The sequence below is a fragment of the Pseudoduganella ginsengisoli genome (assembly GCF_009720865.1).
In the GTDB taxonomy this organism is placed as follows: domain Bacteria; phylum Pseudomonadota; class Gammaproteobacteria; order Burkholderiales; family Burkholderiaceae_D; genus Rugamonas; species Rugamonas ginsengisoli.
The window spans coordinates 631,601-655,607 of the sequence record NZ_WNLA01000001.1 but is presented as its reverse complement, the minus strand read 5'-3'; the positions used below and the strand labels follow the sequence as shown (position 1 = coordinate 655,607).

16 protein-coding genes are annotated in these 24,007 nt (G+C 60.4%); 6 read left to right on the top strand and 10 right to left on the bottom strand.

Annotated elements, in window-relative coordinates:
• Positions 1-3: 3 nt before the first annotated feature.
• The 4 genes from GM668_RS02800 to GM668_RS02785 are packed head-to-tail and all read right to left on the bottom strand — an operon-like array spanning position 4 to position 7,093.
• Positions 4-270, bottom strand: coding sequence for a PAAR domain-containing protein (locus tag GM668_RS02800; RefSeq protein ID WP_155437374.1), 267 nt, complete (start codon positions 268-270; stop codon positions 4-6).
• 28 nt (positions 271-298) lie between these two features.
• Positions 299-2,080, bottom strand: a complete 1,782-nt coding sequence (locus GM668_RS02795; RefSeq protein ID WP_155437373.1) for a type VI lipase adapter Tla3 domain-containing protein — start codon at positions 2,078-2,080, stop codon at positions 299-301.
• Positions 2,077-4,302, bottom strand: coding sequence for a T6SS effector phospholipase Tle3 domain-containing protein (locus GM668_RS02790; RefSeq protein ID WP_155437372.1), 2,226 nt, complete (start codon positions 4,300-4,302; stop codon positions 2,077-2,079). The genes GM668_RS02795 and GM668_RS02790 overlap by 4 nt, the downstream gene beginning before the upstream one ends.
• A 1-nt stretch (position 4,303) precedes the next feature.
• Complete coding sequence (locus GM668_RS02785; RefSeq protein WP_155437371.1) at positions 4,304-7,093, bottom strand: type VI secretion system Vgr family protein; 2,790 nt, start codon at positions 7,091-7,093, stop codon at positions 4,304-4,306.
• A 217-nt stretch (positions 7,094-7,310) separates the two neighbouring features.
• Here GM668_RS02785 and GM668_RS02780 point away from each other — a divergent pair, with 217 nt between their 5' ends.
• The 3 genes from GM668_RS02780 (at position 7,311) to GM668_RS02770 (ending at position 11,069) form a co-directional block, all read left to right on the top strand.
• Entirely contained in the window at positions 7,311-7,799 is a 489-nt protein-coding gene (locus tag GM668_RS02780; RefSeq protein ID WP_155437370.1) for a hypothetical protein, read from the top strand.
• 208 nt (positions 7,800-8,007) lie between these two features.
• Complete coding sequence (locus tag GM668_RS02775; protein ID WP_155437369.1) at positions 8,008-9,084, top strand: porin; 1,077 nt, start codon at positions 8,008-8,010, stop codon at positions 9,082-9,084.
• A gap of 5 nt (positions 9,085-9,089) precedes the next feature.
• Positions 9,090-11,069, top strand: a complete 1,980-nt coding sequence (locus tag GM668_RS02770; RefSeq protein WP_155437368.1) for a sensor histidine kinase — start codon at positions 9,090-9,092, stop codon at positions 11,067-11,069.
• Between the two features lie 3 nt (positions 11,070-11,072).
• On the opposite strand, the gene GM668_RS02765 is transcribed toward GM668_RS02770, so the two are convergent.
• The 4 genes from GM668_RS02765 to GM668_RS02750 form a co-directional block, all read right to left on the bottom strand.
• Complete coding sequence (locus tag GM668_RS02765; RefSeq protein ID WP_155437367.1) at positions 11,073-11,942, bottom strand: phosphate/phosphite/phosphonate ABC transporter substrate-binding protein; 870 nt, start codon at positions 11,940-11,942, stop codon at positions 11,073-11,075.
• On the bottom strand, positions 11,939-13,363 hold the full coding sequence (locus GM668_RS02760) for a GGDEF domain-containing protein (protein ID WP_155437366.1): 1,425 nt from the start codon (positions 13,361-13,363) through the stop codon (positions 11,939-11,941). The genes GM668_RS02765 and GM668_RS02760 overlap by 4 nt, the downstream gene beginning before the upstream one ends.
• A 118-nt stretch (positions 13,364-13,481) precedes the next feature.
• A complete protein-coding gene (gene parC, locus GM668_RS02755; RefSeq protein ID WP_155437365.1) occupies positions 13,482-15,884 on the bottom strand; it encodes a DNA topoisomerase IV subunit A in 2,403 nt (800 codons plus the stop codon).
• A 15-nt stretch (positions 15,885-15,899) separates the two neighbouring features.
• A complete protein-coding gene (locus GM668_RS02750; RefSeq protein WP_155437364.1) occupies positions 15,900-17,900 on the bottom strand; it encodes a DNA topoisomerase IV subunit B in 2,001 nt (666 codons plus the stop codon).
• A gap of 215 nt (positions 17,901-18,115) precedes the next feature.
• On the opposite strand from GM668_RS02750, the gene GM668_RS02745 reads away from it, so the two are divergent.
• Positions 18,116-18,946, top strand: a complete 831-nt coding sequence (locus GM668_RS02745; protein ID WP_155437363.1) for a PleD family two-component system response regulator — start codon at positions 18,116-18,118, stop codon at positions 18,944-18,946.
• A gap of 5 nt (positions 18,947-18,951) precedes the next feature.
• Here the strand turns inward: GM668_RS02745 and GM668_RS02740 are convergent, their stop codons facing one another.
• On the bottom strand, positions 18,952-19,662 hold the full coding sequence (locus GM668_RS02740) for a PA4824 family protein (RefSeq protein WP_155437362.1): 711 nt from the start codon (positions 19,660-19,662) through the stop codon (positions 18,952-18,954).
• 84 nt (positions 19,663-19,746) lie between these two features.
• Complete coding sequence (gene tssK, locus GM668_RS02735; RefSeq protein ID WP_155437361.1) at positions 19,747-21,108, bottom strand: type VI secretion system baseplate subunit TssK; 1,362 nt, start codon at positions 21,106-21,108, stop codon at positions 19,747-19,749.
• 170 nt (positions 21,109-21,278) lie between these two features.
• Between tssK and tssF the strand changes: the two genes are divergently transcribed.
• Positions 21,279-23,033, top strand: coding sequence for a type VI secretion system baseplate subunit TssF (tssF, locus tag GM668_RS02730; protein ID WP_155437360.1), 1,755 nt, complete (start codon positions 21,279-21,281; stop codon positions 23,031-23,033).
• Entirely contained in the window at positions 22,997-24,001 is a 1,005-nt protein-coding gene (tssG, locus tag GM668_RS02725; protein ID WP_155437359.1) for a type VI secretion system baseplate subunit TssG, read from the top strand. Before tssF ends, tssG begins: the two co-directional genes overlap by 37 nt.
• Positions 24,002-24,007 lie beyond the last annotated feature (6 nt).

Sequence of the window (24,007 nt, the reverse complement as noted above, 5' to 3'; positions counted from 1 at the left end):
GACCTAAGCCGTGCTGAAGTTATCTCGGCTGGCGATCAGCACGGCGCCACAACTGGTTTTGTCGCCGTCAAATGCCAGCCGCTTTCCGTTGACAGTATGGCGCGGAGAGCCGCTGATGATCTTGCATCCGCAATGGCCGGGGATGGGACAGGTACAGGTGTCGCCTTCGCAGGCCACGGGAATGCCATCGATGGTGAAATGTGTGAGACTGCATTGAATCACTTTGCCGCCGTGTGACGTGTCGTCGCCGAGGCGGATGACGTTGCGCATGATGGCTCCTGTTTGCGTGTGGGGTTACTTATTTATTGGCCACTCCGGCCTGTTGTGCTTGTAGTAGCGCTTCAACAGAAGGGGCCTTGTAATTGTCTGGATCAATTTGTGGCTGGACGTCGTGGACAAATGGATCCCGCTGCAATCTGCGCTTTTCATCCGGCGCTGGGCTGATCAATACGATGCTGGCTTCATCTGGATCCCGCAGGTTGATAGCTGCGCTAACGCCGCCCTCCTTGTAGCTGCCCATCATACCCAACGCCATTTGCATGAAGAAGGTCGCCGCCCCCGTGTTGCCGAGGCGGCGGTCGGTATCGATGAATTGCGCGGTTTTGGTGATGTCGAAGGCGGGGCCACCGGCGTGTTCGTATTGATGCAGCATGGTGGTGAGCATGATTAACTGGTCTTTGTTGTTATTGGTGCCGGCAATGATGCGAGCTGGGCCTTTTTCGCGTCCGGAATCAGGCAGTGTTTGCAAGGCTTGCTGCCAGCCTGCCATGATGATTTGCTGGCGCTGGTCGCGGCGTTTGACGGGGTTGCCGTCGGCATCACGGAAGGGGATGAAAACCGGGCGGTGCAGATAGCCGAGGGTGGGTAGGCTATCGAAGGCACTTAACTGGCCGGACGTCCAAGGGATGGGAAACCAGGGTGTGGGTTTCCATGATTTGGGTGGTTTATTCCGGTATGCCGTCATCTTTGTAAGAAACTCGTCGTGTCCTTCCGGATGGGCTTCAGGGTTCTTTGCGAAGACAGCGGCAGCGTGGAGCCACTCGGTCGAGGTCGGTGGACGAGCGATTTTTGTTCCATAACCATATGTGGCATTGGTTGGAATGGAATCCATCAATTTGTAATACATTTGGCGGAATTCCCATTGCAAAAAATTGTCGTCCAAGTCGTACCATGCATAAGGACGAAGCGGCTCGACCCGTTCCCGGCGCGCGAGAATAAAGACAGCGGCGGCGTCGGGCATCGCAGGAACGTAATAGCCATCCTTTACCAGGCTGGGAGTGCCGGGCGGAAGTGATTGGTCCCGGTACGAATAGCTGTCGTCTGCTGTCAGCACGACGAATGGCACATCCGGGTACTGATCAAAAAAATCAAACACTTGCTCCAGCAAGCGGTCCGGCCGTTCGGCAAGTTTCCACGCGCCGTTGACCCATAGATGGAAGGAGAGTCCTGTACCTTGTGTGTTGCCTGCAAGGCCCATTACGGGATCTTTTGGTAGCACATAAGATGGTGCACCGGCATAAAATGATGGCAAGCCCCAGTACATAGGCGTGGATTTTGCGGCATTTTCAAAGGCATCGAGTATGCGTCCTCCACTGATGCCCATTTTATCGGTGTCGCTCCAAGCATATTTTTTGGGATCCAATTCCCTGATGCTTGAATAAGGCCCACCTTTCTGTAGCGCATCCCACACTTTGTTTTGTCTGTGTTTGTCCAGAGAAATTCCCAAGTTGATTATCTCCAGCACATATTCAGTTCGTTCTTTTTCATTCTTGGCGGTGAGTTGTTGTTGGTGCGTCAGCGCTGCCTGCAGTTCGTCATGAAGTTTTTCCGCTTGCTTTTCTTTCGCTCTCGCGTTGGCGGCGACGATCAGAAAGCCGATTGCGAATGCAGCCCCTACAAAAAGAATCAATTCAATCCAGCGTATCAATGCCATCTTGAGCTCCGGGGAAGTTAGCGTGGCGCGGGCAAGTTGAAACAGCCCGAATATAGCCAATGCAGCAAGCACGATCAGCATGGTTTCGGGAAGAAAGTTACTGAAAATAAAGAGTGGAACCGACCCGAGGCTGTGAATTTCGCTCATGATCGGGCCTCATTTTTCGGTAGTACTCGGTTACCGGTGACGCTCTCAGCAATAACGATTTCCCATAATGGACCGCCATCCGGCAAAGGCAGGTCGGGCAAGGTGCCTGAGCTGTAGTAGCTAGAATTTCCAGCGATGAGATCTTTACGCCACGACGGTTCGATTGACCAATATGATGAATGCTTAGTTATAAATTTTTCCCATGACAATATTCCAGGACGTAGCATTTCTCCATTACGAAGTTTCTTCAGCCGCCAATCGGCCACATCGCATAGATACGCATAAAACATCGGATCAGTAGATGCCTTTCCCTGTCCGATCGCGACATCGTATGCGGTTACGTGCTGATGATTTTCCTTGTTCCCGATGATGGAGCCGTGAAATGATTTCGCGCTCACCTCATGCTGCCATCGCTTCCTGGCTTCATTTGGGCTTTCCTGTACCTGGATCTTGAGTTTCCCATCCTTGTAGGCAGCGGCAAGGATAGAGCGCTGGTCATCACCTTCCCAATTTCTTGCCTTGTTGTATTGCTCAGTTAATTTCCTTCGCTCGTCGGGGGGCATCATCCTTGCCGTCGTGGACATCCCACTTCCCATTGCAGCGCTGCCGCCTGCAGATTTGTCGGGGTGGTCCTCAAACCATGTCCTGCGACCACCCTCGCTGGTAATTGCAATTGCAGCGTCGATAGGGTCGACTTCTTCACATGGGCCTCGGTTTGGCGGCGTGATTTCTTTGGCGTTGCTCAGGACTGCAGCTACAGGCTTGCGTAACTCTTCACCAGTGATTGTGCGGATGCCATTTCGCTGATCTTGGGGCTTGTCATGCGGATCAATAGGCCACGTAGCCACCGGAAAATTTGCCCGTAGTTTGCGCCCTGAGCTATCGACATGCCCGTGATCATCTTCCCCCTTGACGCGCAAAGCATAGTCATAAGGAGGTCTGGCCCCTACCAGTACAGCGGCTGGCGTCTGGTTTGCGGGACTGGTTCGCAATTTGTTGGTAAATACGCGCTGGAAGAACCTTTTACCCAGTTTTTCCAACGGGTTCAGGGTAACGTCTTGAGCCTTCAGGGATCTTTCTGATTTTTCATCCTTGCCGGGAGTAGCGACCCATTGCGTGCCTGTTATATATTCCGGCACGCCTTGCCAGCCTATGCCTTGCATATTGTCGAGTGCCACCGTCATGTCTTGCGGGCAGAAATACAGATAGACCTTGCCGCGATTATCGCGATCGCTCCCGGCATTCCATTGCGAACCAACAGCGCCATCATGCTGTTTGTGATCAGTCAGCGTATTGAATTCTGGTTCAGATGGAGTGGGCTTACGTCCGGTAACGTAGCTCACGATATTGGCAAGTGTCTGCAAGCGGGCATGCAAGCATTGCATCCCGCCCAGATTTGCATAATGACGTTCCATCACGGTATCACTTCCTCCGGTCAGATGGCTGCTGCCCTTCGATACATACGAAAACGTATCGACCAAGCTGTATGGTGGGTGCGTCAAGATCAATGTATCGGCGGGCCGTAGTCCTTTCTCTGACAGCATGGCTTGCGCCAATAACGTCACCAGGCAGCCTTGGCTGTGGGCGACGACTGTAACAGTATCTCCTTCGTCATAATCCCGGATCATGGAAATCAATGCTGCGAGCCGTGACGCAGCCAGCACCATGTATAGTCTCCCAGGACAGTTCAGCAGAGGTCGAACTGGATCGCCGCCGACATCCATCGGCACGGTGCCAAAACCTTTGTTCCACATATCAGGCAAATTGCTGGTGGCATTGGCAAATGGTCCGCCTCCCTTGGACTTATCCTTATCGAGGCGGTTGCCATAGCGATCAACAAATTGGCCGCGTTGAATGCGTACCTTGTTATCCAGCTCCCGATATCCCCAGTAGAACGGAATAACCGGACTGTCTGTGTTTTCATCTACACTGCGCTTGAAAAACACCGCATCGGGGTCAGGCTCCAGCTTCTCTTTATCCGCTGCCTCCGGCATCCGGTAACTGGCCGGCTTGAACGTGCGATGCAACCGTTCTTCCAGTCCTTTGCAAAGCCCCAGTTCGACTGCGTCAAACGAGGTTCCTACATCGTTGACCCCATGGATAACAATGATATTCCCCGGCAAACTGCGCTTCACATCGACCGGTTTGTTGGCTGTGCGATTAGCCTTCAGGACAGACGTGGCCTTGCCCTTGGCGCGCTTGGGTTGCGGATACAGTCCCATGTCATTCCCCTTTGGTCGATACGGTTACCTTCACCAGCTTCATGGCGTCGCGTAGAATTTCTTCAGCCTTGCCGCCGCTATCCGTCCTGGCCTGCAGTTCGCTGCCGTCATCAAATAACAAGTCCAGTTGCTGGTTGGGGGCTACATCGTCTTCCGTTTCGCCATCTGCAAAAGTGCCGCCCCGGTAGCGCGTCGTGAATTGTTCGCTGGCCTGTCCTTCTTCAAAAGCCGGGAATTGCGCCTCCATGGATTCCGGATCGTTGAACACAAAGCGTGGCGCGTTGAACTTGAGCGGCTTGTCGCTACCGAGCGTTATGCCATCACCCAGCCGGATGAAGGATCCGTCTTCGCAAATGAGCTCGATGGTTGGCGCCATTGCAGTCAGCTTGCCTTCGGTAGCCGTCAGCCGCAGTGATTTCGCCGCATTCACGTCGGTATCATCATGCTGGCTCTGCACCAGCAGCTTGCCGAAATGCGCGATGGCCCTGAGTCCATCGTGGTGTGAAAATAGTGAAATGCCTTTGCCTGCATTGACGTTAAAGCGCTGGCCGGAGGTGAGCTGCAAATGTTGCTGGGCGACCGTATCGATATTGGCGGCTGCATAGGTAACGATGGTCTTTGATGTGGCAAAGCTGATGCCGTCAGGAGCGGTTAAACCAATCACTGGCGCTCCTCCTTCATGGCCTTTCGGGGCGGTGTTACTGCCGTTTTCCCACTGCTTGAACGAGGATGTCAATTTGTCCTGCGCCTGCACATCAAGCGGCAGTGCCTGATGTCCGGCAGCATGCTGGCCGAGTGAACGGAATAGTTCCAGGCATTCTTCCATCAGCGCGAGGTAGTCAGCGCGGTCCAACTGCCGGTCATTGCGCTTAAGGCTTTGCCATGCTGACAGCAGCATGCCTTTGCCTGCCCGCAGCGCCAGATGTTCATTGGTACGTAGCTCGACGCCTTCGCCACGTGCCATCGCGGGACCCTTGTCACGAGGCTGGGCCAGCCAGCCCAGGTTCAGTTCACTGAGGCCATGCTCACTGCTTAACTGTGCGCTGATTTGTCCGGGCGTGTCGTCAAAGCGAAGCTGGTTGGCACGTAGGCCACGTATTTCCCGGCTTTTCATGCCGGACAGATAGCGGTTATCGGGCAAGCCTGCCATGCCGAGGCGAGGTGGCAGTGCTTCGGCGTTGTACAGTTGCGCGATGATGATGGGCTTATCGGGATCACCGCCCAGAAATGCCAGTAACACTTCGGTACCGGCACGGGGCAGATTCAACATGCCAAGATTGTTCCGCTGGGTACCGATATTGCCGGCCCAACTGCTTGCCACCCGCACCCAGGCTGAGGTCTTGCTATCAGTTCGTGCCATGGTGCCGGTAAATTGCACCTTGACCCGTCCGAATTCGTCGCAATGCACATCTTCGCCCGGAGGTCCTGCCACGACGGCACTTTGCATTTGCGGATGAGGAAGGTCGGCTTGGGGATCGTACGCGGGAGCGAAGCGTATGCCACGCCGCACGCACGTGAGCCTGGTCAGGTAGCACAGGCCGTAGAGGGTATCACCCGGGGTAGCTGCGGGCAGAGCTGCGGTATCAATGTTCCAGCGGCTGCGTGCAAACAACCGTTCCACGCGCATATCAATGCCCTTGGGCAGATTATTGCGGGCAGTGATGTGCTGTGCGATGACGATAAACTGGCGCTCACTGTCGGCATGCCGATCGAGCTCAGGATGACCATCGAGACTGAAGTATTCACCAGGACCGATGTCGCGCAAGCCGCCTTCCGCATGAAAGCATTTGGATTCGAAGTCCGCGCGGGCCTGGCGTAATAGCGCCAGCGACTCATGGTCGCGGGAATCGCCGCCAATGTGCGGCGCTTCCACCAGATAGTGTTCCAGCCCCTGTGCCAGCCAGTTGCCATAGTCGCCCTGGTTCATGATGGTCTGGGCACTCCGCGTCAGGTATCCCGGACTGGATGGATTGCGGTAGTCCCAACTGAAACGACAGGTTCTGCCCCGGCTGAGTTTGCGCATGCCACCCCATGCTGTAATCGTGTCGCGTTGCTCGGTTGCGCTGTCACGGTGGAAGCGCACGCTTCCGGCGGAACTGGAGCGCAACCGGTTGGCATCATGGAATAAAACCATGGTGTGGCAGGGAGTTGAATTCGGCAGGGGGTGCTCGTGATCTGGGCTGATATGGGGGCGCCCTGCGCGGAAGTACCACGAAATGCCGCGGCGTTTCAACAAGCGCCGGATAAAAGCCGCGCTGCTTTCGTTATGCTGAATGATTTGCGCCCGTGCAGGATGCTCTTGGATAGCCAGCGACTGATCAATTTCAAGGTGAAAAGCGCCAGCTATGCGTGGCATCTTGCAGCGGGTTTCGAAGACCAGTGCCTCGATAACTTTCAGCTCCGTCGTATTTGTGAATACGCGGGTGTTCATATCGAGGTCGAGGATCGACAGCGCATCGCGCATCACCAACTGATACGTGGCGAGCCCGCCATCGCTTTCTCCCTGGCTGGCTTCGGTGACAATGCCGCAAATGCTGCGCAGATTGCCTTCATCTGTGACGATTTGCAGCTCAACCGGCGCGCCGATGAAAGTTTTCAGGGGAATGCAGGCGTCCAATGCGACGCAGTAAACGCGCAGATCGATACCGTCGCATATCGCGGTGACACCACTGACCTGATGGGGCAGCAGCAGGTCGTCGTGCACGCCGTCCGCCAGGCAGAGTCTCAGCCTTAGTGGACGGTGGCTGGTATTAAGCTGTTCCAGTAGCGTGGTATAGCCATGATCGTCCATTGGTGGCCTCGCTGTCCTTTGACGTGGAGCCCCATTATTTGTCCGCATGAGTTACAGGGAATTGCTGCTACGCAATGTCGGTGAATTTTCCAGTTACGTCTGCTTACGTTTGATAAATTTTGACTGTGCGTTTGCGTACAGAAGGTATGGCGGCCCCGACCTATTCTGTCTCCGTGACAAGTTCAGACACCAACACAGAGACAGAAAGGTCAACCCTATGAATAAGCTGATTGCTACCCTGATCGCGGGCCTGTTTGCCACCGGCGCCATGGCGCAAACCACCGCTACCCCTGCACCGACGCCGGAAGTCGCGAAAGCGCAGGCGAAAGCGGATGAAAAGATTGCCAAGGCAGAAGCCAAGGAAGTGAAGAAAGCTGCCGAAGCAGATCAGGATGTGGCGAAGGCGCAAGCCAAAGCCAACGAAAAAATCGCCAAGGCGCATCATAAAGCGGACAAGGAGCATGCAAAAGCGGCTGAAAAAGTCGCCAAGGCTGATCCGGAAGACCGCATGAAGGCGGAAGCGAAAGCGGAAAAGAAAGACGCCGCCGCAGAGGCAAAACTGGATAAATCCATCGCCAAGGCCGACGCCAAGGTAGCGAAGGAAAAAGCGGAAGCCGCTGAAGAAAAAGCCATCGCTGCCGCCAATACGGCGGAAGTGAAGGCGAAAGCCAACGCGGACATTAAAACCGCCGCTGCCAAACATTAACTAAGCAGTTTCTTCGCCGTGCGGGGCCGGTAATACCGCATTAGTATCACGCCGCCGCGGGGCCGGGAATACCGTGGAATCTTCGGGCGCCCATGGCGCCCGTTCTTCTTTCTGATGCGCCACTCTGGCAACAATGCGCATGGATTTCTTGCATGGTGACAGTAACAGTGGCAGCATAGAATGATCTGTCAGGAAACCCGGGGGAGCCATGGCGCGCATTGCTGCTGGTGTTGTGATCCTGCTGGGTCATGTTGCGTTTGCCGCTTTCGGGCAAACCAATGTCGTGCTTTATGGCAAGATCAATGTCAATATGGAGCACGTCAGCCTGTCCCGGCCGGCCCAGTCGCAGGCCAGGCTGTCGAGCAACTCTTCTGCGCTCGGCTTCCGCGCCAATGAAGACCTGGGCGGCGGCTGGGCTGCCATCATGCAAATCGAAGGCGCAATTGGCGTCGATACGGGCGCGGGCGATATCAATGGCAAGGACAGTTTCGTCGGCTTGCAGCAGCGCGACCTGGGGACCATTGCGCTGGGGCGCGAGTCGACCATCATCAAGAAAATGAATGTGTATACCGACCGCTTCGAAGGCAGTGGTATTGCCGATGATTCCGGTGTGGCGCTGTTGCAGGGCGAAGGCAATCCGCTGGGCTTCAACCGCCGCTCCGGCAACCAGGTGCGCTATGACAGCCCGGACATAGGCGGCTTTCTGCTGACGTTGTCGCGCGCGGCGGAAACCGAAGAAGGGCCGGCCCGTTCCGTGATCCGCGCCGCCTGGCTGCAATACCGTTACGGTCCGTGGAAGGCGGCCGCCGCTTACGAGACGCATCACGGATTGCGCATGGGTTTTGACGACAGCATTGTGCGCCTGGCCGGCGCCTACACGGCGTCGTGGGGCGATATCAGCCTAGGCTGGAACCGCCTGACCTATGGCGTGGCAGGCGGCGACCTGCAGCGCAATTATTTCACGTGCACGGGCGCCTACAAGGTCCCGGGCGGCAGTATCGCGTGGCGCTATGGCAAGGCAGGCGACATCGGCGGCAGTGCGCCTGCGGGCGCCGTGCTGTCCAGCGCAGCGGGCAATTTAAGCAAGGGCGCCGATACCGGTGCGGTGTATGCCACGCTGGGCTATAACTACGTGCTGTCGGCGCGCAGCTACCTGTACCTGTATACCACCCAGGTACGCAACGACGCGCGCGCCAATTTCAACTTCGGCACCAATGCCTATGGCACGGCAAGCGCGGGTGCGACTGTCCGCGGTTCTGCGCTGGGCATCGTGCACCGGTTCTGATCCCGATGAAGCTATTGGCACGCTTGCGCCCCGACTCGCTGCGTGCGCGCCTGATCCTGGCCAGCGTGGTGGTGGAGATTTTGCTGCTGTCGCTGCTGATTGCCAATTCGCTGAGGCTGATTGATAAAGCCGCGAAAGCCGGCATCGAAGCGGCACTGGGGCAGGCTGTCCCCATGCTCAATGCGGCAGCCGTGCCTTACCTGATGGAGCGCGACTATTCCGGCTTGCACGACTTCCTGTCCGCCACCCTGCGCGAAGAAGGCCGCGAACTGGCGTATGTGATGGTGCGCGATGCCGATGACAAGGAAGTGGTGCGGGTTGGCTTGCCGCATAACGCCGCATTGCCGCCGGTTTCCGCCAGCATCGGCGACGGCATCGCCAGCGGCATGTACAGCGTCGACCGTCCGCTGGCGGTCGGCGGCATCCGCATGGGCAGCATCCGGCTGGGGCTGTCCACGGCCATTGCCGGTGAAACCCGCGCCGCGCTGCTGCGCCAGGGGTTGTTGATCGCGGCAGCGGAAGTCGTTGCCAGCATGGTCATTCTCAGCGTGGTGGCGGTGTGGCTGACGCGCCACCTGGCGCAGGCGGCTGCGGCCAGCCGCGCCATTGGCGATGGCGACTATACGCGGCGCCTGCCGGAAGATGGCGGCCGCGAAGTGGCAGAACTGGCGCGCGCCGTGAACCGCATGGGGCAGGAAGTGGAACACCGCATCCATGCTTTGTCCGACTTGAATACGGAACTGGAAAACCGGGTGGCCGAACGCACGGGCGCGCTGACGCAGATCGTGCAGGAACAGCAGATCTTGCTGGATAACGTCATTGTCGGCATCCTGTTCCTGCGCGACCGCATCGTCATGCGCTGCAACCGGGGCTGGGCGGAATTGCTCGGCTATACGCCGGAAGAAATGCAGGGCCAGCCCACGCGCATTTACTACGTCAGTGATGAAGCCTACCGTTTGCAGGGCGAGCAAGTCTATCCGGATATCGTGGCCGGCCGCACGGCGTTTGGCGAAAACCAGTTCGTACGGCGCGACGGGGGCGTGATCTGGTGCAGTTTCCAGGGCCGCGCCATTGATCCTGCCCAGCTGGAAAAAGGCAGTATCTGGATTTTCCAGGACATCACCGCGCGTAAACTGGCCGAACAGGCGCTGGCCCAGCGCAGCCAGGCACTGGAGCATTCGCTGGTGCAGTTGCACGACACCCAGGCCCAGTTGATGCAGGCGGAAAAACTGGCGGCGCTGGGGCGGCTGGTGGCCGGCATCGCGCACGAATTGAATACGCCGATCGGCAATGTGCTGACCATGGCCACGTCGCTGCGCGACCGCATCGATGCCATGGCGGCGGCGTACGACCGGCGCCAACTGACCGTCAGCATGCTGCAGCGTTTCGTGGATGACAGCCGCAATGCCAGCGACGTGGTGGTGCGCAATGCCATCCGCGCCGGCGACCTGGTGGCGAAATTCAAGCTGGTGGCGACGGACCAGAGTCACGACAACCGCTGCCGCTTTGATTTACGCGCCCACGTGGACGATATTTTGTCCGCGCTGGCGCCCACCCTGAAGGCTGCAGGCGTCAGCGTGACGGTGGACGGCGATGGGCCGCTGATCATGGACAGCTTCCCGGCCCTGCTGGCGCAAGTGCTGATCGGGCTGGTGGGCAATGCCATCGACCATGCGTTCGATGGACAGGAAAGGCGGACCTTCCGCATCAGCTTGCGGCCACTGCCGCCATTCCAGGTGGAGATTGTGTTCGCAGATAATGGGCGCGGCATTGCGCCGGATGTGTTGCCGCATGTGTTTGAACCGTTTTATACGACACTGCGCGGCACCGGCCACACGGGCCTGGGCTTGCATATCTTGTACAACGTCGTGACGGTGGCGCTGGAAGGCAATATCAGTGTCGAAGTGGACAACGGCACGCGTTTCACCGTGACGCTGGCGCGCGAACTGGCAGTGCGCCCGAAGGCGCCCAGCCTTGCTGAATAAGGATTAGTCTTTCTTTTCCAGCTTGTCCAGCAAGTGTTTGGCGGCCCGCACGCTGTCGAATTCTGCGTCGCGGCCTTCCGCAAAGCCGCGCACGGAAGCCTGGGCCAGCAGTTTTTTACCTTCCGCGCTGTTGGCAATTCTCATGATGGCTGCCGCCAGCTGCTTGCGGTCTGCTTCCGCCATATCCGGCCGGGCAATCCATGCGCCATGGGGAATCGGCGCGGACTTCCACAGCACTTTGATGTCCTTGAGCTGGACGCCATATTTTTCATTGAGCTGGTTGTCGGCAATGGCGCCGGCATCGGCCTGGCGCGAATACACGGCAATGGCGGCATTCGGCTGTTTTTTGACGAAATCGGCCTTGCCCAGGTCCTTGAGGTCGATCCCTGCCTGCTGCATGGCCAGTAGCGGGAGCAGGTAGCCGGACGTGGATTTGGGGTCCGTGAAGGCAAAGCGCTTGCCGCGCAGGCCGGCCAGGCTGGTGATGCCGGAATCGGCGCGGGTGATGATGAGGGCGTGATACGAGTCGCCATCATCTTCGACGTAGCGCACGATCAGGTGCGCGCCAAACGATTCGTTGGCGCTGACATAGCCGAACGCGCCAGTGCCGGCAATATCGACCTTGCCTTCCTTCAGCAGCTTGAGCGTATCGTCATAGTCGCGCCCCGCCACCAGCTTGACGGGCACGCCCAGTTCTTTTTCCAGCGCGCGGGCAAACGCGCCAAAATTATTCAGCAATTCCAGCGATGACAGGTTGGGATTGGCGCAGATGGTCAGCTGCTTGAGCTCAGCGGCAGCAGTCAGCGGCCATGTCGGCAGGGCCAGCAGGGCCAGCATGGCCACAGTAGCGGCGAATTTGCGAAAGGTATTCATGCGAGTTCCACTCGATTGCGCCCATTTTCCTTGGCGCGGTACAGCGCTGTATCGGCTGCCGACAGCATGGCGGCGATATCGTTTTCTATGCGCGGCGCACAGCAAACGCCGATGCTGACGGTATTGTTCAATTGGCGGCCATCGCGCAGGGCGACGGTGTGCGCGGCAAACGCATCGCAAATGCGCTGTGCAATGGTGTACGCATCCTGCGCGGAACAGCCGGGCAGCAGCACGGCAAATTCTTCACCGCCCAGCCGCCCCAATAAATCGCCGCCCCGCAGGCAGCTTTGCGCCACGGTGGCAAAGCTGGCCAGCACCTGGTCGCCGCCGTCATGGCCATACGTATCGTTGACCTTTTTGAAGTGATCGATATCCATCATCAGCACGGCGACGGGATGCCGCAGCAATTGGGGTGTCGCCAGCAATTCGCCAGCTTGCGTGAGGAAGCCGCTGCGGTTCAGCACATGGGTGAGGAAATCGTGCGACGCCGCGTGCTGCAAGCGTTCCAGCAATTCATTGCGCGCTACCATCACGCTGGCCACGGTCAATGGCGCCAGCGCCGTCAGCGACAGGCCCACGCGCAGCGACATCACGGCCAGAGGCGAGTCCACGGCAGCGCCGATTTGCAGCACGCCGCTGGAAATCGCCAGCAGGGTCCACATGCAAAAGAACAGTGTAATGCCGGCCGTGGCAAACAGGCTGTAAGTCAGCGCGCACCACAGCATGGCGGGCACCGCATACAGGATGGCGCCGGGGCCGCCCCAATGCACACCGAGTCCCAGGCTGACGGCAAAAGCCAGCAATGGCGCCAGCAAATCCAGCCGGAAGCTGGGCCAGTCGGCGCGGCGCCGGTGGTCTTTGAGCCAGCGCTTGACGTTGGGCATGGTCAGCAGCACCGGCAAGATACCCATGTAGCTGACCAGTTCCGTGCAAAACCAAAACGCAAAGCCATAGGCGGGGCTGCCGCCAAACAGGATGGGGTGCACGAATATACCGGAGGTTCCTGCCGCGGCAGAAGCACCCAGCACGCCCAGTACGAAGCGCGGCATGGCGCGCGGATGGCGCAGCGTGCGATATGGCTTGGGCTGGCGGGAAAAAATCAGGTAGCCGGTAATCACGCCGGGCAAATTCGTGCAGATCAGCAGTAAGCCCTTCGACAGTGAATGGGCCATGACGAGGTCCGACACGAGGTAGCCGGCAAAGGCGGACAGCCAGTCCAGCCAGTTCGGCGGGCGGCTGCGGCGGATCAGGATGCCAAGCAAGACTGCATTGGTGGGCCAATACGCGGCCAGCACACCGGGCGGCGACGTCAGGATACCGAAGATGGAGCAAAAATAGACCACCACGCCCACGAAAAGCGCGGCCCGGAACTTGTCGCCGGATGTAGGCAGCACATCGCTTGCTGCCGGGTTTTCGGTCATATAAGGTCTCCCTGTCCAGGCATTGTCCCGCCCCTGATAGACCAAGTCAATCGAAGGAGGGCAGCCTGTCGCAGGAAGGCGATGAGGAGCCCGTCCGGGGACGCCGGACGGGAGGGGATTACATCGGCGCCAGCGAAGACGGCTTGATACGCTGCACCAGTTCCTTACCCTTGCGGGCGCGTTTGCCGAAGTGCGGCGCCAGCAGGTTGCCGGACATTTCCAGCGCGCGCGGCTTGGCGGCCATCGTGCCATGCACGACCACCCCTTTTTGCGTGATGGCCTGGGCCGAGATCAGCTGTTCTTTCGGCTCCAGTTCCATCATGATGACGCCACGGCCGCCATTGGCCAGCACTTTCATTTCCGACAAGCCGAATACCAGCAGGCGGCCATTGCTGGACAGCGCCGCCACGGCGCTGGCTTCCTTGCCGATGACCGATGGCGGCAGCGGCAGGTCGCCTTCATCGAGCGTCATGAAGGACTTGCCGCCTTTCTGGCGGCTGACCATGTCGGCAGCTTTCGCAATGAAGCCAAAGCCTGCCGTGGACGACAGCATCAGCTGCGTATCCGGCTGGCCGGCAAAGTAATGCTTGATGCGGGCGCCGCCGGACAGGTCGACCAGCGTGGTAATCGGCACACCATCGCCGCGTGCATTCGGCAGCGCCGATACCGGCACGGAATACACTTTGCCATTGTCGCCAAAGCCCAGCAGGGTATCGACCGTGCGGCATTCAAACGCGTCATGCAGCGAGTCGCCCACCTTGAACGTGAATTGCGACTTGTCGTGGCCAATGCCGGTGCGGGCGCGCACCCAGCCTTTTTCGGAAATGATGACGGTGACAGGTTCGTCGATGACTTTCTGTTCCGCGGTGGCTTTTTGCGCTTCTTCGATCAGCGTACGGCGCGCATCGCCAAAGGTTTTCGCATCGCCTTCGATTTCGCGGATCACCAGGCGCTTCATCGACGACGGGTTTTCCAGCAAGTCCAGCAGCGTCTGGCGTTCCTTGCGCAGTTCCGCCAATTCTTGCTGGATCTTGATGGCTTCCAGCCGCGCCAATTGGCGCAGGCGGATTTCCAGGATGTCTTCGGCCTGGATAGGCGACAGGTTGAAGCGTTCGATCAGCGCGGCTTTCGGTTCGTCCGAATTGCGGATGATGGCAATCACTTCATCGATGTTCAGCAGGACGGTTTCCCGGCCTTCCATGATGTGGATGCGGTCTTCGACCTTCTTCAGGCGGAATTGCGAGCGGCGCGTCACGGTTTCGAAGCGGAAGCCGATCCATTCGGACAGGATTTCGCTCAAGCCCTTCTGGCGCGGACGGCCATCGGCGCCGATCATGACCAGGTTGATCGATGCCGACGTTTCCAGCGACGTATGTGCCAGCAGCAGCATCATGAATTCATCTTTGTCCTGGTTCTTCGACTTCGGTTCGAACACCAGGCGCACCGGCGCCGCGCGGCCCGATTCATCGCGGATCGTGTCGAGCGCACCCAGGATCAGCTGCTTCGACGCCAGCTGTTCCGGCGTCAGTGCTTTCTTGCCCAGCTTGACCTTCGGATTGGTCAGCTCTTCGATTTCTTCCAGCACTTTCTGTGCCGACGTGCCCGGCGGCAGTTCATGCACGACAGCCTGCCACTGGCCGCGCGCCAGTTCTTCGATCTTCCAGCGTGCACGCACTTTCATCGAGCCGCGGCCCGTCGCATACATGTCGTGGATTTGCGCGGCAGGGGTGATGATCTGGCCGCCGCCCGGGAAGTCCGGGCCCGGGATCATGCCCATCAATTCCGTGTGCGAGATCTTTGGATTGCGGATCATTGCAACCGCCGCTTGCGCCACTTCCGACAGGTTGTGCGACGGGATTTCCGTCGCCAGGCCCACGGCAATACCAGATGCGCCGTTGAGCAGCACCATCGGCAAGCGGGCCGGCAGCAACGTCGGTTCTTCGGACGAACCGTCATAGTTCGGTGCGAAGTCCACCGTGCCCTGGTCGATTTCATCGAGCAGCAGGCGGGAAATCGGCGTCAAACGGGCTTCCGTGTACCGCATCGCGGCAGCGCCGTCGCCATCGCGGGAACCGAAGTTGCCCTGGCCATCGATCAGCGGATAGCGCAGCGAAAAGTCTTGCGCCATACGCACCAGCGCGTCGTACACCGACTGGTCGCCGTGCGGGTGCAGCTTACCCAGTACGTCGCCGACGACAGCGGCGGATTTGCGGGGCTTCGCGGTCGGGCCCAGGCCCAGTTCATTCATCGTGTACAGGATGCGGCGCTGCACCGGCTTCTGGCCGTCGGACACGTCCGGCAGCGCGCGGCCTTTGACGACGGAAATCGCGTAGTCGAGGTAAGCGCGTTCGGCAAAAGTGGACAGGGTCAGCGTTTCGCCGCCATCACCGCCGTCGCCGCCGAAATCATCGCCGCCACGGCCATCGTTGCCGCCGTTGCCATTGTTGTTACCGTCATTGCCAACTGCGGTTTCAGCTGCATCGGCCACGGCTTCTTCAAAGAGGTTTGCTTGTTGAGTCATGATTGCGGGTATTCGTTAAATGTCGGCTTCCACTTCATTGCCATGTTCTTCAATCCATGCGCGGCGGGCGGCGGCTTCGCCTTTACCCATCAGCATATTGAAGCGGGCAGCCGAAGCGCTGTGGTCGAAGTCGCCCAGCGCAACGGGCAGCAGGCGGCGCGTGTCGGGATTCATCGTGGTTTCCCACAGTTGTTCCGCATTCATCTCGCCCAGACCCTTGAAGCGGGAAATCGACCAGCTGCCGTCTTTCAATCCATCCTTGCGCAGCTTGTCTTCAATGGCGACCAATTCACCGTCATCGAGCGCATACAGCTTCTGGATCGGCTTCTTGCCGCGCGCCGGCGCATCAACGCGGTACAAAGGCGGACGGGCCACGCAAATATGGCCCTTCTGGATCAGCGCCGGGAAGTGGCGGAAGAATAAGGTCAGCAACAGTACCTGGATGTGCGAACCGTCCACGTCCGCATCAGAGAGGATGCAGATTTTGCCGTAGCGCAGGCCGGACAAATCCGGATTGTCGCCATAGTGGTGCGGATCGACGCCGATGGCCACGGCGATGTCGTGGATTTCATTGTTGGCGAACAGGCGGTCCTTGTCGGTTTCCCACGAGTTCAGCACCTTGCCGCGCAGCGGCAGGATGGCCTGGAATTCCTTGTCGCGGCCCATTTTCGCGGAACCGCCTGCCGAGTCGCCCTCGACCAGGAACAATTCCGTGCGCGTCACGTCGGACGATTCGCAATCGGTCAATTTGCCCGGCAACACAGCCACGCCGGACGATTTTTTCTTTTCGACTTTTTGCAGCGAACGCAGGCGCGATTGCGCCTGTTTGATGACCAGTTCCGCCAGTTTTTTGCCATAGTCGATGTGCTGGTTCAGCCACAGTTCCAGCGGCGGCTTGGCAAACGTCGACACCAGGCGCACGGCGTCGCGCGAGTTCAGGCGTTCCTTGATCTGGCCCTGGAACTGGGGATCCAGCACCTTGGCCGACAGCACGAATGACACGCGATTAAATACGTCTTCCGGCAACAGCTTGACGCCTTTCGGCAGCAGCGAGTGCAATTCCACGAAGTTTTTCACGGCGCCGAACAAGCCGTCGCGCAGACCCGATTCGTGCGTACCGCCGTTCGGCGTGGGGATCAGGTTGACGTACGATTCGCGCACTACGGCGCCTTCTTCCGTCCACGCCACCACCCACGCGGCGCCTTCGCCTTCGGCAAAGCCTTCCGCGTCCGGACCGGCGAATTGCGCGCCTTCGAACATCGGAATCAAGGTTTCGCCGCCGTTGGTGGTCTGCGCCAGCGCTTCGACCAGGTAGCCGCGCAAGCCGTCATCGTATTTCCACGTTTGCGAGTCGCCCGTCTTGGCGTTGTTCAAGGTGACGGTCACGCCCGGCAACAGCACGGCTTTCGAGCGCAGCAGGCGTTGCAGTTCGACTTGCGAAATCAGCGACGAATCAAAGTATTTCGGGTCAGGCCACGCGGTCACGCGGGTACCGGACTTTTTGCCGTCGCGCGGGGCCGGCATGGAAGCCAGCGGTTCCACCAGGTCGCCATTTTCAAATGCGATGGTGTGGTAGCCATTGCCATTGTCGTCCTTGCGCCACACATTGATTTCCAGGCGCTTCGACAGCGCGTTGGTTACCGAGACGCCGACGCCGTGCAAGCCACCGGAAAACGCATAGGCGCCGCCCGAACCCTTGTCGAATTTACCGCCCGCGTGCAGGCGGGTGAACACGATTTCCACGGTCGGGACGTTTTCTTCCGGGTGCAAGCCGACGGGAATGCCGCGGCCGTCATCTTCCACGGTGATGGAACCGTCCGCATTCTGCGTAACGATAATATTTTTGCAATGGCCGCCCAATGCCTCGTCCGAGGCATTGTCGATCACCTCCTGGATGATGTGCAGCGGATTCTCCGTGCGGGTATACATGCCGGGCCGCTGTTTGACGGGCTCCAGGCCTTTGAGGACGCGGATGGATGATTCGCTGTAGTCGGAAACTGGTTTTTTAGTGGCCATACGAGGTCGAAGGTGCTTATCAGGCAAAAAATCTGGCAAAACGCTGTGATTATATACAGTCTTTTCGTTCCGTTACGGCGTTTTTACACGACAGGGCGCGGAACGCCGCCGGTCCGGGAGCTTGCGCATTCTATCCGCAACGGGCGGCAGTGGCTGAAAAATGCCTTTTTCAAGTTGCCTGATGCAAGCGTCAACTGTGGTTAAATGGGGAAATCATGGATAAATTTCCCTTTGCCGTACGGCTGGCAGGCTTTCCCCGCGAAGCCGCGCAAGCACTGGAAACTACCCTGCGGGCCGCGCCGGCGCACGGGCCGCAGTATTTTTGCCTGTCCGAACACAGTTTGCAAGAGCCGGATCTGGTGCTGGCCTATGGTCCCGACTTGAAAGCCATGGCAGAACTATCCGCGCAGGCCGACGTGCCGGGGGAGCTGGATTTGCGTCCTGCGCTGGTGTTGGGGCAGCCGGCCGCGCCGTTGCCATATCCCGGCCTGCCGCTGGCGTTTGATCCTGGCGCGTTCCACATCCAGCTGGCGCTGCTGGTGGCGCGCCGCGCCGACGCGCTGGCCCGTCTGGCGGGCGAGGGTTTGCCGCCCATCCCGGAACGGCGCCGCATGCCGCGGCTGGACTTCGACTTGACCGATCCTGCCGAATATGAAGCCATGCGGGGCAAGTCGCGGCGCGGCGCCGTGCTGGTGGTCGATGGCGGCGGACGCCTGGCGGCCCAGGCCAGCCAGCTGATGAAGCCTTACCGTATTACCGTGCTGGCAGCAAGCGATGAAGCATCGGCGCTGGCGGCAGGCGCCGAGGCGCCGTTGTCTGTGGTGCTGATCAACACGTCGCTGCCGGGCATTGACGCGTACCGCGTGAGCGCCGCACTGCGGGCGCAGGCCGATGCGCAGCCGCCGGAAGTCGTCCTCGTGGTGGCGCCGCCGTTCAAGTATGACGGCAAGCGTGGCCGCGCGGCGGGTGTGGCAGGGTTATTGGACAAGCCGGTGGCCGATGCGACACTGCGCACGGTGCTGAAGCGGCAGATGCATATCGCCTGATGTGGTCAGGGCGGGGTGGTATAGATAGTCAATCCGGCCGCGTAATAATGTTCGTGCCTGCCGGCGCCCGCTTTGGCGCCCCACGCGATATCGACGTCGGCCCGTCCTGGCATGACGGAATAGCGCGCACCCAACTGGCGCCAGGAACCGCCGCCTCGGGTGCCGTAAGTTTCCACCGTCAGCGCTGTCCGTTCGCCGACCGCCGCCTCCAATGCGGTCGCCCACGTTGCTGCGGGCGCGCCGTGGCGCTCGCGCCGCCAGCCGATATTGGTGTGCCATTGCAGGCGGTCGCCATTCAAGTCAACGGTCACCGGTACGTAAGCCGTCCAGTCGCCGGCCAGGCCGCGTGCCGGATCAAACTGGTCCGCCACGGCGATGCCGGCGCGCCACCAGCCGTCTTTGGGCGCGGCCAGCACAGTTTTGGCCTGGATCACGGCTTGCGTCAGGCTATTGCCGCCGCTGTGTCCTTGCAGGCGCGCGGCGCCCACGCCCACTTCCCAGTTGCCATTGACATTGCAGGCGGGAACCATCCAGAAGTGCGTATGCTGGAGATCGTGCTGTACCCACGTCTCCAGCTGGCACTGGCCGGGATCGAGTATGGGCGCATCGTCAGTGGCCAGCGGACGGGCAGCCCATGCTGCCGGCGCGCTGCCGCCGCACAGCATCAGCAACCCTGCGAAAATGCAGCCCGTGTCCAACGGCCGATGTCTGGTCATGCATGGCTCCCGGCGTCTTTCCGATGCCCCAGTATAACGGCGTTGCAATAAACCCGCGGTAATAACCCGCGTTATTACCCCGTGTTATCCCAGCTCGCCCGCCTGTCCCTTCAGTGCAAACAGTTCCACTTTCAGCGCTTTCATCCCGTCCGGCGCATATAGGGCCAGCGCCTGCGCCTTTAGCATCGCGTCATATAAATCATTGCGGTGGTCGAACGTGAAGTAATACGTGTTGGGCCGGATCGGCACGTCATGCGGCACTTGCGCCATGTGCGTGAGGGGAATGCCGGGCAGCGCCATGCCGACCATGCGTTCCACATCGTCTGGTGCGCCGCACTTGAAGCGCAGTGGCACGGCGGCCACCAGTTCCAGCGCCGGCATGTCTGCGCTGACGGCCACGCACAGGGCCGCGTTGCGGTCGACCTGGGCTGGGTCGATGCGGGTGCGGTAGCGGCCGGGCCGGTCGGGATCGGGCGGCAGGGGAATCGTGAAGTAGCGCGATGACAGCACCGTGTCGGCCAGGTCGCGGATGATGGCGGCCAGTTTGGCGAAGCCGGGACCAGCATCCGCATGGCGGTAGTGGGGCAAGTCCGCCAGCGCATAGCGGGTGGAAAACGACATCAGGCCGCCCGCCAGCGTTGTCATGCGTTCGAACAGGGTTTCCGGGTGGTGCTGGCCGTGGCGTGCGCAGTGCACGAGCGCGGCGCCGCTGGTGCTGATGGCGTTAAGCATCAGGTACGACGTGATGTCGCCGCTGTGGAATGATACGACATCTTTTGCCGGCTGCCGGTGCCGTTCGTGCAGCGCATCGACTTTCGCTTGCAGCTTGTCGACCAGGCCCTCGAGCATGCGGTGCAGCCGCGTGGCCGCCAACGTCACGGCGGGCGGGATGAAGGAGGGATCCACTTCGAACCCGCCGGTGGCCTGGCGGCGGATGCGGATCACGGGGAAGCCGATGGCGCCGTCAACTGCTTCCGCCTGCGGCGCCAGGCGCACCACCTTGTGCAGGTAGGCGATGTGCTCGGACGGTGCGCCGGCATATAAATCCAGGGTTTCCCGCTCGTGGCGCGCATAGCGCACGGGGGCGGTGCCGGCCGCCTGTACATTGCCGCCATGCGCATGCAGCGCCGGCAACAGTGCGCAAATAGTGAACGTTTGCTCGTCCGGCGCCAGCCGGTCCAGGTCCAGCGGCGGAGGCAACGGGTCCGCGCCGGGGGCGTCATAGCATTCGCCATCCGGAAAAACCAGTGATAAAGCTTCCGCCTGCAGCGTGCCGTTGCGCAAACTTTCGTCATTCCATTGCGCGTCGCGGATGCCCCACAGGTACGGCTGCAGCATGGTCGCCATGCGCCGCGTGCGCGCTTCGTGGTAACGGTCTTGTTGCTGGAAATGCAGTGGTCCCAAGGTCAAGCCTTCGGTCCACAGTACTTTTAAGGGCAGGCTCATGGTGTGCTCCCGGACGTGGCGGAACCGGCAGCTTGCTTCGCGCAGCCGGGTAGAGCTTTGCGCTGCCGCAAGCGATTGCCGAACCGAAATCTTTCTCGAGCGAATTTGCATTTGCGCAAGTTGCTGTGCGGATAGGTAGCAATAATGGCCTCTTCACAGACGGAGGGGCGATGGAACGATTGCTGCCGTACTACGAACGCGAACTGGTCATGTTGCGCCGCCATGCGGGCCAGTTTGCCGCGCGCTACCCGAAGGTGGCGGCGCAGCTGCAGCTCGACGGCGGGCAACAGGCGGACCCGCAAACGGAGCGCCTGATCCAGTCCGTCGCGCTGCTGGCGGCCCGCGCCGCCATGCGCATCGATGACGGGCATGTGCATGTGACGGAAGCGTTGCTGGAATTGTTATTGCCGCACTATTTGCGGCCATTTCCTTCGTGTGCGATTGTGCAGCTGGTGGCCGGTGCAAGCATTGCGCGCGGCATGGAACTGGAATCGGCGCCCGTCAACGGCATACCGTGCAAATTCCGCGCCGTATATCCGGCCGATGCGGCTGCCGTATACGTGCGCTCGGCCAGCTTTTCGCCGCTGATGGCGGCGCCGCCCGCAGTGCTATTGCCGCCCGATGCGGGGGCGGGGCTGCGTATCGAGCTGCATGCGCCGGCCGTGGACCGGGTGCGGCTGTATATCGATGGCGAAGCGCCGCTGTGCGCCGCGCTGCGCGATGCGCTTTGCATGCAGGCTGTCTGCGCGTGGGTAGAGCAGGGCAGCGCGTGGCGTGCATTGCCGGCGCTGCCATTGGCCGCAGCCGGTTTCGCGGCCGATGAAGCACTGTTGCCGCATGATGGCCGTTCGCACCCCGCGCAGTGCCTGCTGGCGGAATACTTTGCGTTTCCTGCGAAATTCAACTTCATCGATATCGACGTGGCGGCGTTGCGGGCCTGTGCGCCGGCGCACGATGACACCTATGTGCTGCACGTGGCGCTGGTGGGGGCGGGCAGCGATACCCGGTCGGCGCGCATGCTGCGCCATGTCTCGGCCGCCAATTTGCTGCCCGGTTGCGTGCCAGTGGTGAATGTGTTCCAGCAGCCGGGCGAACCGGTCGACGTCACGCATGAACAGCTCGATTACGCAGTGCTGGCGCATCCCAATTTGCCTGCAGCGTATGAAGTACTGTCCGTGGACAGTGTGCACCTGGCGGAAAAAGGCGGTGCGCCGTCGCCACCGGTGGAATTCCTGCCGTTTTATTCGCTGCGCCATGGTGAGCAAAGCACGGGATGCTACTGGATGCTGCACACGGATGACATGCTGGCGTCCACCAGTCCCGGATATGAAAAGCGGCTGTCGCTGGTTGATGCGCGCCGCACGCCGCTGGCGCTGGAACCGTGCACCTTGTCGCTGCGGCTCACGTGCAGCAACCGGGACTTGCCGGAACAATTGCGCGATGGCGTATTGCAGGGGGACGGCGTTGCCATGCGTTGCGTGCGCATGCCGTCGGCGGCATTGAGGCCGCCCTCGGGCGCCGCGCTGCACTGGCGGCTGATATCCCACCTGGCGCTGAACCAGCGCGCGCTGGCGCCGCAGGGCGTGCAGGCGCTGCGTGAAATGCTGGCGCTATATGACTTGCGGCAGGACGCCATTTCGCGCCGCCAGATTGCCGGCATCGTGGCGCTGCAACAGGCCCATGCCACGGCGTGGCTGCGCCACCCGCACGGCGCATCGCTGGCGCACGGCATGGAAGTGCGCATCACGCTGGAAGAAGAGGCGTACGCGGGCAGCAGCATCAGCCTGTTTATTGATGTGCTGGACCATTACTTCGCGCTGTATGTGCAGGTCAACAGCTTTGTCGAGCTGGTGGCGTTGTCGGCGCGCACGGGCAAGGAATTGAAGCGATGCGCTCCACGCAGCGGCTACGCCAGCCTGGCGTGATCCAGCGTTTGCTGGATGAGCCGTGGCGCTTTTCATTTGCGCAGGCCGTGCGGCTGCTGTTGCGCCAGCTGGCGGCCCTGGGTGTCACGCAAGAGGAAGCCTATGCGCAAGTGCTGACGTTCCGTAACAGCCTGTCGCTGGCTTATCCGGCCAGCGAACTGGCGGCGCTGGAAATGGCTGGCGATCCATTCAACGTTGCGCTGACGCCTGCGTATATCGGCTTGCTGGGCGCGGCGGGCGCGCTGCCGCTGCATGACACGCAGCACATCGCCGACTTGCCGCCCGGTGAACAGCGCGACGGCGTGTGCGCGTTCATGGATCTGGTGTCGGCGCGGCTGATGGCGCTGCATTGCCAGGCGGGCGAGTTGCGGCGGCTGGAACACGGCTTGGCTACGGGCGGCGCGGATGGCTTGCTGCCGCTGTTGCTGGCACTGTCCGGCGCCCAGCCCGCGCCCAGCCATCCTTATGACCACGTGGCGGCTTATTACGCCGGCCTGCTGCGCATGCGGCCCGTCAGTGCGCAAGCGATCGGGCAAATGTTGGCCGGGTATTTCGCTGTTCCCATCGCGTGCAGGCAATTTGCCGGCAGTTGGGAAGTGGTGCTGCCGGAGCGGCGTTCGGTACTGGGGCAAAACCGCCCCCGGCTGGGTGGCGGCGCCATGCTGGGCAAGCGCCTGTTCCGGCCAGAGCAGGGCGTACGCATCGACATCGGCCCGCTGGCGCGCACGCAGCTGGATCGTTTTTTGCCGGGCGGTGATGCATCGGCAGCGCTGGCGGCGTTGCTACGGCTATGCGCGGCGCCGCTGGTGACGTTTGAAGTGTGCTTGCTGCTGGCCCCGCAAGCCATCCGGCCGCTGGTACTGGGGCCGCCGGGCCAGCGCCGCCGGCTGGGCTGGGATACGTTTTTGCCGGACCAGCAGGGCCACGTGGAAAAGCCGGAAATCCGTTATGTGCTGGATCTCGATTAGCGAGGA

Coding starts and splice junctions, on each gene's coding strand:
- GM668_RS02800 (WP_155437374.1), bottom strand. CDS start 270: ATGCGCAACGTCATCCGCCTCGGCGACGACACGTCACACGGCGGCAAA.
- GM668_RS02795 (WP_155437373.1), bottom strand. CDS start 2,080: ATGAGCGAAATTCACAGCCTCGGGTCGGTTCCACTCTTTATTTTCAGT.
- GM668_RS02790 (WP_155437372.1), bottom strand. CDS start 4,302: ATGGGACTGTATCCGCAACCCAAGCGCGCCAAGGGCAAGGCCACGTCT.
- GM668_RS02785 (WP_155437371.1), bottom strand. CDS start 7,093: ATGGACGATCATGGCTATACCACGCTACTGGAACAGCTTAATACCAGC.
- GM668_RS02780 (WP_155437370.1), top strand. CDS start 7,311: ATGAATAAGCTGATTGCTACCCTGATCGCGGGCCTGTTTGCCACCGGC.
- GM668_RS02775 (WP_155437369.1), top strand. CDS start 8,008: ATGGCGCGCATTGCTGCTGGTGTTGTGATCCTGCTGGGTCATGTTGCG.
- GM668_RS02770 (WP_155437368.1), top strand. CDS start 9,090: ATGAAGCTATTGGCACGCTTGCGCCCCGACTCGCTGCGTGCGCGCCTG.
- GM668_RS02765 (WP_155437367.1), bottom strand. CDS start 11,942: ATGAATACCTTTCGCAAATTCGCCGCTACTGTGGCCATGCTGGCCCTG.
- GM668_RS02760 (WP_155437366.1), bottom strand. CDS start 13,363: ATGACCGAAAACCCGGCAGCAAGCGATGTGCTGCCTACATCCGGCGAC.
- parC (WP_155437365.1), bottom strand. CDS start 15,884: ATGACTCAACAAGCAAACCTCTTTGAAGAAGCCGTGGCCGATGCAGCT.
- GM668_RS02750 (WP_155437364.1), bottom strand. CDS start 17,900: ATGGCCACTAAAAAACCAGTTTCCGACTACAGCGAATCATCCATCCGC.
- GM668_RS02745 (WP_155437363.1), top strand. CDS start 18,116: ATGGATAAATTTCCCTTTGCCGTACGGCTGGCAGGCTTTCCCCGCGAA.
- GM668_RS02740 (WP_155437362.1), bottom strand. CDS start 19,662: ATGACCAGACATCGGCCGTTGGACACGGGCTGCATTTTCGCAGGGTTG.
- tssK (WP_155437361.1), bottom strand. CDS start 21,108: ATGAGCCTGCCCTTAAAAGTACTGTGGACCGAAGGCTTGACCTTGGGA.
- tssF (WP_155437360.1), top strand. CDS start 21,279: ATGGAACGATTGCTGCCGTACTACGAACGCGAACTGGTCATGTTGCGC.
- tssG (WP_155437359.1), top strand. CDS start 22,997: ATGCGCTCCACGCAGCGGCTACGCCAGCCTGGCGTGATCCAGCGTTTG.